Here is a 10567-nt window from a genome sequence, read left to right as displayed (position 1 = left end):
ATCAACATGATTTACGGCAAGGTCGAATCTAGAATCATGAACGATAACATTACTGATTTTGAAATCAAGCGCTGCCTTGAATACTATTTCGCCAATATGGTCAAGCAGGCCTCATACCTAAGCGACCTGGATTGGATAGTCGGAAGGAACTACGACACATTAATCATCAAGAAGGCAAAAAAGGACAATCCCATACTCCTTGACCGTGACATAGTCGAGGTGGTGCTTGACATCAGGAGTGACATTCTTGATGCGGTAGACTTCAAGAAGGGTATCAAATACGAGTTCAAAAACAGGTGCATGCGCAAAAGCGAAGCTAAAAAGGCACGTGCGCTGGCAAATCTTGAGGAGCTGGTTGAGGGAAGCGGTGACTCCTTTTCCAAGCTGGTCAAGTTCAAGGGAATGACCCGTCATGATGGTGAAGCCATTGTGGATGGGATTAAGGAGGACATTGCCGCAGGACGTGTCCAGCCGGATTTTGTTGACAATATTTTTTTAACCAAGCGTTTCAATGAGTATAAATGAGAGAGAGTAGTGTCTTTACTTTTCTTAAAAGTAAATATGGATTGTTATATGACTTATGCACAGTCATGGAGAAGCTGATTGTTGTTCGCAAGTACCCGTTAGCCATGGCTGCCGCCAAGGTCATACTTGACTTGTTCTGCAGGCAAACCAAAAGGGAGCTTGTATTCACAATCGACGTTTTCAACGACACTAATCTCACATTATCAAAGCGTGACATGCAAAGCGTCCATAAAACATTGTTCACATACATCTATGAGGATTATTTCGAGGCGATTGAGGAGTTCCTGAAGGTTGACTATGAGTATGACTTCACATTTCTCGGGCACAATCCGAAAATCACCAATGAGGACATCCACCTGATACTTGACAACCTTGAAGTCAACACCATTGCCCCCCATCTCATTGGCCTTGACGGGGATGATCTCATTAACATTGAAGACCTGTCCGCTGAAGACAGGCAAAGGACGCTGGGACTGGTGAAGGATAACCTTGACGAGTTCATAAGAAAACACGTCCTCACCATCAGCCTATTCGACAGTGAAGGATACCCGTTAAACAGGCCATTGAACTTTGAAAGCGTAATCAAGGCAAACCGGTGCACGATACGCGAGATACCGCCGGAAGTGAACCTTGACAATTATCAGGAGGAGGCAGTCGAATACACTGACAAACCATTAGTGATAAATGCAGGGCCAGGTGCCGGCAAAACACGCGTCATCATCGAAAGGGTGTGTTACCTGTTGAATCAGGGTGCCGAACCCGAATCAGTGCTTGTTATCACATTCACCAACAAGGCAGCCGACGAGCTCAGGGAAAGGTTCAAGAAGGACACTAAACTTGACATGAACACTATAAACAAGATGCGCATAAGCACAATCCACAGTTTCTGCAGGTCAATACTCAGGGAATTCAGCGACATACCCTACAACCTGCTTAAAAGGGAATCCGAACGAAATCTGTTTTTCAACAAGCACAAGCACGAACTCGGCTTCACAGGACCTGCATTCCTTAGAAACTATGAGTCAGGACAGGTGCTGAGGAAATATGATGAGTACGCATTGTTCGAGGTGGACTCTGATGCCCTGATCGATTACATCAAAAGCAAATATGCACCGTCACAGGAATACCTTGACTACATTGAGGAATACTATGATAATCATCCCGATTCAATGTATCCTTCAAAAAAGGAGATAAAGCAACGGCAATTCAAATGCGATGTCTACAAGGCAAGATACCTGAAAATCGCCGAATCATATCAAGACTGGATAGATTTGATGGAAAGGGAGCATGTCTGCGACCAGAATTACCTCCTGATAAAGGCATTGGAAATATTGTCAGATGAGAATAACCTCAAAAGGGTGGCCTACCGCAACATACTCATTGACGAGTTCCAGGACACGGATGCTGTGCAGATGCAGATATTCGAGATACTTAAAGGCATATCCGACACCTACACTGTCGTTGGTGATGCAGACCAGAGCATCTACTCATTCAGAGCTGCCAATCCAAGATTCTTCAACGATTATGCAAGAAGTACTGAGTTTGAAAACAAGATACTTGTGAACAACTACCGCTCCACCTCCGAGATAGTTGACTTCAACGAGAAATTCATCAAGGAGAAAAGGACAGCCCCTAAGGACCTGAAGACCATCAATGAATCCAAGATGCCAGTCTACCTACTTGAAAACAACAGTCCCGAAGAGGAATACCGTGGAATAGCATACATAATCAAGAACCTGAAGGATTTGGGCAAGATCAGCAAGTACAGTGACGTGTGCGTGCTGTTCAGAAGCCACAGGGACAAGAAGGAAATCCTTGATGAGTTCAAAAAGCAGGACATACCCTACTACCTGAAGGGAATCGACGACCTAATCTATCAGGATGAGGTGAAGGCGGTCCTGGCGCTTCTATGGTACCTGTTGCCGTTCAACCCGACACTCATCGCATACTATGGCGACGGCGGGCAATGGATCAACCTATCCTCATTCACGGACAGGTACTATAATGCAGGAAAGATATTCAAGCTATCCAAAAAGACAATGGACATCCTAAATGACCTTGAGCTCAAGTACCACTACAATGTGGTCAACATCAAGAGCAACTACAGTCCAATCGACGGCAACGTCAAGTCAAAGTCATTCATGGATGTGGTGCGCGATTACACGGACGATGATCTGGATGACATGTTCAACAGGGTGGGGACACTGGACATCAGCTCATTTACACGCAATCAGCTGATGGATATCGGAATAAGCGATGAGCATGACCTGGACTTTTTCGAGGATTTAAACGAGCTCAAATCATCCCTCGGGGAAGTGAAACTGTCCTCCCTCGAGATATACTATGAACTGCTCAAGATTACAGGATATACTGATGAATTGCTGTCACGCAATGATTTCGATGCCAAGAAGGCCGCACTGAACCTTGCACTCATATCCGAGATAATCTCGGATTATGAAAACATCATGGGCAAGTACGACCTGAACGGACTTTTCAACTACCTCTACCGCTCCCTCAAATACTATTCCTGCCCGATCAACGAGGAGGAGGACAACTCCCAGAAGGTCCATGTCATGACCGTTCACAAGGCCAAGGGACTGGAGTATCCTGTGGTGATAACCGCATCAATCAAGGAGAGAAGCTTCCCATTGACATACTCAAATCAGAGAAAGGACCATTTCTTCAACAACCAGCCAACCTACCCGACACCGAACCGGTTCCTCAAGTACAAGATACCTGAGGATAAGGAGGCCTGGGAATTCAACCGTGAAGAGGAAAGGGTAGTGTATGTTGCAAACACCCGTGCTGAGGAACTGCTGATACTCTCAGTGGTGCTTCCACGAGCAGGAATAATCCTTCCAAGAGTGTTGAGGGACTATCAGGATGACCTGGTTAAGATAGAGCCGAGCGACGTGGCGGACTTGAAGAAGGTGACCTCACATATGGTAAGGGAAAGCAACCTCTTCAATCAGGTTGAGTTTGAGGACATCCTAGAGGATTACCTCTTCTGCCCATTGAAATACAACCTGGAAAACAATCTCAAGTTCAAGAACCCCAAAAACATCAACAAGTTCATCGACTCCAAGCTTCGAGTAATAGTCAACCGCCTCCACAACGACAAGCTGATGACTGACTGGGACAGTGAAAGCATAGAATACCTCGTGTCTGAAGTCATCCGCTCATATTCATTCGCTTCCGGTGAAAAGAACATCAAGGAGCTATTCAACAATTTCACCGAGTACTGGCGAGAGTACGGTTCCAACTTCGATGTGGTTGAAACCGGATTCAACGTCACCCTTGAAGTGGCCGGCTATGACATAAACGGAGTGGTGGATTTGATTATACGCGACGGCGACGGCGTGAGCCTGGTTCATTTCATCCGCACACGGGACGGCATGCGAAATTACCATTCATTTTATATGGAGCTCATGGCTTATTATGCAATGGCCGTGAAGGAAAGAATGGATGTTGAGGTTGAAAACCTGATACTATATGTTCTCGATGAGGCAAAGCTCTACGAGAGGGAATATGAGGAATCGGAATTCATCGAGGAGTACCTGTCAGGTGTTGTGTCAAACATTTCGGATGACAGCTACTCCAAGCACACTGTCAACTGTGGGGAATGTGAGTTCTGCGGTCTGACCTGTCAGGTTGACCGTTAATTCCAAAAATAAGTAATTATAAATACTGTTGAAACTAAAATTAAAAAACAAGAAGCATTCACCGACAGGGAATTGATTGAACTGGCAATCACACCAATACTTCCAGACAAAAGACAGGACATCATCAATCAATTCTTCAAAACATCTGAAATAATTTCAAGAATAACTTTCCCAAATGAGGATATAAAAAATTCAGTTTGCGGTTTGGTGCTAATGCTAACCAACATCTATTTTGATGAGTTGGAGGAAGTCAGAAAAAAAATACAAGGTGTCTATATGGGAAAAATAGATTGTGTTGTCGAATTCGGACAAGAGAAATATGATGCAGGAGTGAGGGATAAATCAGAAGATTTAGCTAAAAACCTTTTAAGTGAGGGTAGCTTTTCAGATGAGAAAATATCCCAACTCACAGATTTACCATTGGAAAAAGTTAAAGAGTTGAAAATGACTCTTTAACACTATTTTTTTAGCAAAACCCTTTAATCAGATAACCTCCATATATAAATTATGATGACTTTTTCAAACATTCCCAATGAATTGAACTACATTCTCAAGGACAATATGGTGAAATTTGAGATAAATAATGTTTTAACCAATTGGATTGATGTGGATGATCCGTTCGTCCAAAGAATCCTTGAAAATAATTTGAATCCACTCTTTTTAACCGAGCATCTGGTTAAGGAAATCGAAATCAAAAACACTCTTGATGAGGGTGTTCGATTATTGAATGATGAAAAGTATCTGAAGGCGATTGGGAAATTTGATGAGGTTCTCTACTATGATCCAGATTACTCCGAGGCTCTAATCAGCAAGTCATATGCGCTTAGGGGCCAGAGGCATTTCGTCAAGGCACTGAGATATTACAGGCGAGCGGTTAAAACTGATTCCTCCCTGAAGGATATTGACTATCACAAGACTCTTTTAGGCGAAGCCAACAATGAGAGAAGCAATTTCCCTAAATTGAAGCTTAACATCTATGCCGGCGATGAGCATTTCGCCAAGGGAGAGTTTGATAATGCTGTGGAGTCATATAATCGGGCGCTGGCCAACCCGTCCAGGTTCAAGGATAAAATACTGTCAAAGCTATTGAACAAGAAGGCAACGGCACTGATTAAACTGGAGAAATACGGGGAGGCATATGATTGCTTCAGGAAGGCTGATGGTGATTATGCACTGTTCGGCCAGGGATACTGTGAATACAAGCTTGGAGCGGATGTCAATGATGATTTCAAAAAGCTTCTCGGTGTTGACAAGAATCATCAGCTGATGCAGGCGATGATTTTGAATAAGCTTGGATTTTACCGTGAAGCATTGGATGTCTGCGATTATCTTGCGGATAATCATTTCAAGGTTGACGATTACTATCGTGAACTGTTGAACTCAAGAATAGATGCATTGGACGGTTTGGGCGAAGATTCGGGTGAAGCGAAAAAAATTGCCGACACCTTTTTTTAAGCAATATTGAATAAAATTATAATTAACTTTATAAACTATGGGAAATATATTATTTATTAAGTAGAAACATTTAGTTTTTACTTGAAAGAAATATGTTTTTATCTGAATAATAATATTCTCCCTGATATTTTTTGAGAAATATTAAAATTAGATTATTAATTTGTTTAGTTTTAAAGTTTGAAACACGAAAAATCAGTATATAAACGGATTGCTGTCTGGTTCTTCTGGGCAGCATTAATACTGATTTCAATCAAAAAAAGTTTTTAAGAGAAGCAATCAATCGCTTCTCCGTTTATATTGTTCTTTTTAATCTTTTTTTAGAATCTTCTGCTTTCAACGACATCTTCAACAGTGTAGCATGCATTGTCCTGTTCCTGTGCCTTTTGAATCTGGAACTTGAGCACCCTGTTGATTGCCGCATCATCAGTGTAGATGTTTGAGTACTCCTCAATCAGCTGCTCGTATTGTCCGGTTCGGCGAAGCAGGTCGGCTTTAATCGCTATCAGATTGTTTGCATTTCCATGGGGAATAATCTCTTCAATGTATGGAATTGCTTGCTTTCTGATTTCAGCGGCGTTTTCATCTTCATTGTCGTCGCAGGTCCATGCGCAGTAAAGCAGGTTGTAGAAGCATTCCTCAATGTTGTTGCTTTCTTTTGCAATCAGGTGTCTTCTGTAGAATCTTGGGGATAGTCTTCCCTTGAAGTCGTATCCGTCGCAGGTGGTGTATGATTCGCTTTTCAGCAAATCTTTTGGAGATTCAAGCATATCGCCAAGATTGTGCGCTGCATAACTGCAGTGTGGGCATTCAAGAATCCATGTGTTCATGGTTGATCTCTTCATTTCGGCTGGTCTCAGGTCCAGGTCTGGGTATCCCATGGTGTTGGTGCTTGCAAGCATTGGCTGCGGTGATGTGTGGCCGCACACGGAACATTTTTGCTCTATTTCATGTATCTTTGTCATAGTTAATTACCTGTTCCATATAATATATATAGTTTATTATTATTTTGTGTGTAACTATCCTCATTTCCAAATTTTAAATTATTAATTTTTCAGTCAATAATGTAAAATATTCCTCACTGACATATTTATATACTTATTTGTTCAATACTATATTGACTATTCAAGTGGGTTGACTTAAATGAGGTATATCACCAAAAATGACTTGCTGATTGTTGCCCGATACTTCGGCTTGATAATGATTGGAATAGGGGTAATGTGCCTAGTCCCCATAAGCATTGATTTGATATACCTTGAATTCAATGCGATAAACTATCTCATTCCAGGATTAATCTCCATTGCCATTGGATTTATGGCCTATAAGGTAATTGACGGATTCACAGTCAACAGGATGCGTCTGAAGCATGCAATGATAGTGTCAACCCTTTCATGGGTATGGGCAGGTATTGTCTGCGGAGCAATATTTTTTCTCGTAACCGACATAGGCATCATAGACGCCGTTTTTGAAAGCGTATCCGCATTGACCGGAAGCGGAATAACAATATATCCCGATGTTGAATCACTGCCTCACAGCATACTTTTTTTCAGAGGATTACAACAGTGGATTGGTGGATTGGGGGTCGTGGTCATGATAATATTCGTTCTGACCAAGCCAGGTTCAATATCCAGTAAGCTATATGTCTCAGAAGCCCGTGAAGACCGCCTAAGACCATCAATCAAGGCAACCATAAAAAACGCCCTCATGATCTATCTGATTTACACAATTCTTGGGATAGTCCTGTATTCTCTTGCGGGGATGCCTGTTTTCGATTCAATCTGCAATACTTTCAGCATAATCTCGACCGGGGGAATGAACGTTAAAAACGCGAATATGGGATTCTACAACAATGACATCATATACTTCATAACCATAATACTGATGATACTTGGAGCAACCAGCTTCATGGTTCACTATAAGCTCATCAAGACCCGTGGAAGGTCACTTGTTCGTGATGCGCAATTCAAGATGCTCATCACTCTGATTGCGGTTTCATCATTGCTTATATACTTCACCTCCACAATAATCCCCATGGACAACCTGTTCGTCGTGGTTTCAGCCGTCACAACAACCGGGGCAAGCATTCAATCCCCTATGGTGATGGGGGGATGGCCTCCATTTGCACTTTTCATCATAATGGTTCTCATGCTCATTGGGGGTTCTACAGGCTCCACTGTAGGTGCGCTTAAGTTGATGAGGGTGATAGTTTTCCTTAAGGGAATCTACAGAAATTCCCGTGAAATATGGTCTCCAAGGGGCACTGTTGTTCCGATTAAAAGCGCTGGTGGTAAAATTCCCGAAGCGGTTGTGGAGCAGGCCGGAAACTATATATCATTGTATTTCATGCTTATCCTGTTTACCTGGGCGCTGCTGTGCCTTGGGGGTCATGACCCTTTCGACTCATTGTTTTTCACATTTTCCATGCAGGGAAATATCGGATTGGAAATCGGGAACATTTCACAGGCTTTAAGCTCTCCGATGAAGATTCTGGGCATGTTCAACATGCTGACAGGCAGGCTTGAGATTTATCCCGTGCTCATTACTTTAAGGGCATTTCTTGAAATCTTTAGAAGGTAAGTTGAACTTCTCATGGTATCTGGCTTTAAAGTGATGCGTCTTCATTTTGCTATTGTTGATGAGTATCTTTTCCGGTTTTTAGCCGCAATATTTTATACACATTTTAATAACAAACTTTATTAATAAGTTGTTAACAATATATGATGTGCAGGTTGTGATAAAATGCAAACCGGAGACTACATACTAAAACCATCAACAGAACTTACAGACTTTTTACAGGCAAACAAATTCAAGCACCGGGCGATGTTCGACGACAATCCACTTGAGCGTGAATATGTGCTGGTTGTCAACGCAATCGACAGGACATACGCATGCATCGACAAGTTATACATCGCAAAGCCCATCACATTAAAGGAGTTTTACGATGAGATCAATTATCTTAAACAAAGCAAATACGAGAAGCTCTACAATGATGACGGGCTGTTGTATGAGGGCTACACCATCAACGGCAAGCCATATGGCCTGGGAGTGCTTTATTTCGACAACGGTGAAATCTACCGTGAAGGAGTGTTCGACTTCAAGGGCATCAGGATGGGCAGGGAACACCACTACAACGGCCGGGTGAAATTTGAAGGCACATGGACAATCAACCATGGATACGGGCCAAATGCTCCAAGAATAGGCAATGTCTATGACGAGGACGGCAAACTGGTGTTTTCAGGCAAATTTGTTATCAAGAAGGGTGGCGTCGGATGGCCTATGATCAAATATCCGAGATGCTACCGCAACATTGAGAAGAAAAGCCCGAAAATCGACTATGTTCGAGATGAGGACTTCAAAGAAGTGGGAATAAAAGACTATTGGAAAAGACATTCAAGAGATTAGGAGGAAATCAACATGAATTTTCTGGAAACTTTCGGCGGTTACGCTCTCGGCCTGCTGGGCGCAGGTCTGGCTGCATTCATGGCGGGCATCGGCTCCGCCAAGGGCACCGGCATTGCCGGTGAGGCCGGCGCCGGTCTCGTGTCCGAGGACCCCGGCAAGTTCGGTAAGGCAATGATCCTGCAGGTCATCCCCGGCACCCAGGGCCTGTACGGCTTCGTGATCTTCATGCTGGCTTTCGCCAAGCTGGACGTCGGCATGGAAGTGGCCCAGGGTCTGCAGATCTTCTCCGCCTGCCTGCCCATCGCGCTGGGCGGCCTCTTCTCCGGTATTGCCCAGGGCAAGGTGGCTGCCGCTTCCGTCAACATCCTGGCCAAGAAGCCCGACGACTGGTCCAAGGGCATGATCCTCTGCATCACCGTCGAGTTCTACGCCATTCTGTCCCTGCTGGCTTCCTTCATGATGCTCAACGCCATCCAGCTCTGATCGACCTGCGGATAGGAGCAAGCTATGAAAGGCACTGAAAAACTTATCGCGCATATCAAGGCCGACGCTGATGCGCAGGTCAACGCGATCCTTGCTCAGGCCGAGCAGCAGTGCGCGGGAATCCGGGGCGACTTTGACAAGCAGGCCGCGGCGCTCTATGCCGAGCGGCTGCGCGCCGGCGTGAAGGAGACCCAGGACAAGGTGGACGGCGAGGCGCGCATCGCCCGCATGGAAGGGCGCAAGGAGCTGCTGGCAGCCAAGCAGGAATTGGTTTCCCGCAGCTTCCGGAAGGCACAGGAGCAGATCGTCTCCCTGCCGGAGGAGCAGTATGTGGCCTTCCTGGCCAAGCTGGCCGCCCAGGCCTCCGTCACCGGGGAGGAGAAGATCGTCCTCAACGCCCGCGACCGCAAGACCATCGGCGAGAAGCTGGTGAAGGCCGCCAACGCCCGTCTGAAAAACGGCCGGCTGACGCTGGCGGAGGAGACCGGCGATTTCGCCGGGGGTCTGATCCTGCGCCGCGGCAGCATCGAGGCCAACTGCACGGTAGAGCTGCTGGTGGAGCTGAGCCGGAGTGAGCTTTCCGCCCAGGTCGCGGAAATCCTGTTTCAGTGATCCCAGGATCGGGAGGGAAGACATTGGCTAAGAAAAAAGAAGCGTATCTGAGCCTGTCCGCCATGCTGCGCGCCCGGGAGCCCCGGCTCCTGAACGGGGAGCGGGCCCAGCGGATGCTGGACGCGGCCTCCTTTGAGGAAGCGGCCAAGCTCTTGACCGACTGCGGCTACGGCGACATGTCCCAGATGAACGCAAATGAGATCGAGGCGGCCCTGACCCAGCGCCGCAGCCAGATCCTGGAGGAGCTGGACCGGCTGCTGCCGGACAAGGCCATCGCGGACCTGTTCCGCATGAAGTACGACACCCACAACGCCAAGGTCCTGCTGAAGGCCGAGGCCATGGGCACCGAGGGCGGCGCCCTCTACAGCCGCTCCGGCCGCATCCCGCCGGAGAAGCTGACGGCCGCCTACAACGAGGGGCGCTACAGCGAG

10 protein-coding genes are annotated in these 10567 nt (G+C 45.7%); 9 read left to right on the top strand and 1 reads right to left on the bottom strand.

The window, feature by feature from the left end:
* The 4 genes from QZU77_RS09455 to QZU77_RS09440 form a co-directional block, all read left to right on the top strand.
* Positions 1-525 (top strand): hypothetical protein (locus QZU77_RS09455; RefSeq protein WP_295603464.1); only part of this gene is annotated, 525 nt, incomplete at its 5' end.
* Positions 522-4187 carry an ATP-dependent helicase gene (locus QZU77_RS09450; RefSeq protein WP_295603462.1) on the top strand — a complete coding sequence of 1222 codons (3666 nt, stop codon included), beginning with the start codon at positions 522-524 and terminating at the stop codon, positions 4185-4187. The genes QZU77_RS09455 and QZU77_RS09450, both read left to right, overlap by 4 nt.
* A gap of 72 nt (positions 4188-4259) precedes the next feature.
* Positions 4260-4643 carry a hypothetical protein gene (locus QZU77_RS09445; protein WP_295603459.1) on the top strand — a complete coding sequence of 128 codons (384 nt, stop codon included), beginning with the start codon at positions 4260-4262 and terminating at the stop codon, positions 4641-4643.
* A 51-nt stretch (positions 4644-4694) separates the two neighbouring features.
* The gene (locus tag QZU77_RS09440; protein ID WP_295603457.1) at positions 4695-5642 is read left to right on the top strand and encodes a tetratricopeptide repeat protein; all 948 of its coding nucleotides are present in this window, start codon (positions 4695-4697) and stop codon (positions 5640-5642) included.
* Positions 5643-5959: 317 nt separating this feature from the next.
* On the opposite strand, the gene QZU77_RS09435 is transcribed toward QZU77_RS09440, so the two are convergent.
* Positions 5960-6604 carry a hypothetical protein gene (locus QZU77_RS09435; protein WP_295603455.1) on the bottom strand — a complete coding sequence of 215 codons (645 nt, stop codon included), beginning with the start codon at positions 6602-6604 and terminating at the stop codon, positions 5960-5962.
* Positions 6605-6782: 178 nt separating this feature from the next.
* Between QZU77_RS09435 and QZU77_RS09430 the strand changes: the two genes are divergently transcribed.
* The 5 genes from QZU77_RS09430 to QZU77_RS09410 form a co-directional block, all read left to right on the top strand.
* Complete coding sequence (locus QZU77_RS09430; protein ID WP_295603453.1) at positions 6783-8216, top strand: TrkH family potassium uptake protein; 1434 nt, start codon at positions 6783-6785, stop codon at positions 8214-8216.
* Positions 8217-8378: 162 nt separating this feature from the next.
* Positions 8379-9041, top strand: a complete 663-nt coding sequence (locus tag QZU77_RS09425) for a hypothetical protein (RefSeq protein ID WP_295603451.1) — start codon at positions 8379-8381, stop codon at positions 9039-9041.
* A 12-nt stretch (positions 9042-9053) separates the two neighbouring features.
* Positions 9054-9524, top strand: a complete 471-nt coding sequence (locus tag QZU77_RS09420) for a V-type ATP synthase subunit K (RefSeq protein ID WP_295603449.1) — start codon at positions 9054-9056, stop codon at positions 9522-9524.
* Between the two features lie 24 nt (positions 9525-9548).
* Positions 9549-10136: a V-type ATP synthase subunit E gene (locus QZU77_RS09415; RefSeq protein ID WP_295603447.1), complete on the top strand. Its 588-nt coding sequence runs from the start codon at positions 9549-9551 to the stop codon at positions 10134-10136.
* A gap of 23 nt (positions 10137-10159) precedes the next feature.
* The coding region (locus tag QZU77_RS09410) for a V-type ATPase subunit (RefSeq protein ID WP_295603444.1) at positions 10160-10567 on the top strand (408 nt) is incomplete at its 3' end.

It is taken from the genome of uncultured Methanobrevibacter sp., from assembly GCF_902774605.1.
Lineage (GTDB): Archaea > Methanobacteriota > Methanobacteria > Methanobacteriales > Methanobacteriaceae > Methanocatella.
This window is presented reverse-complemented; position numbering and strand designations above follow the sequence as displayed.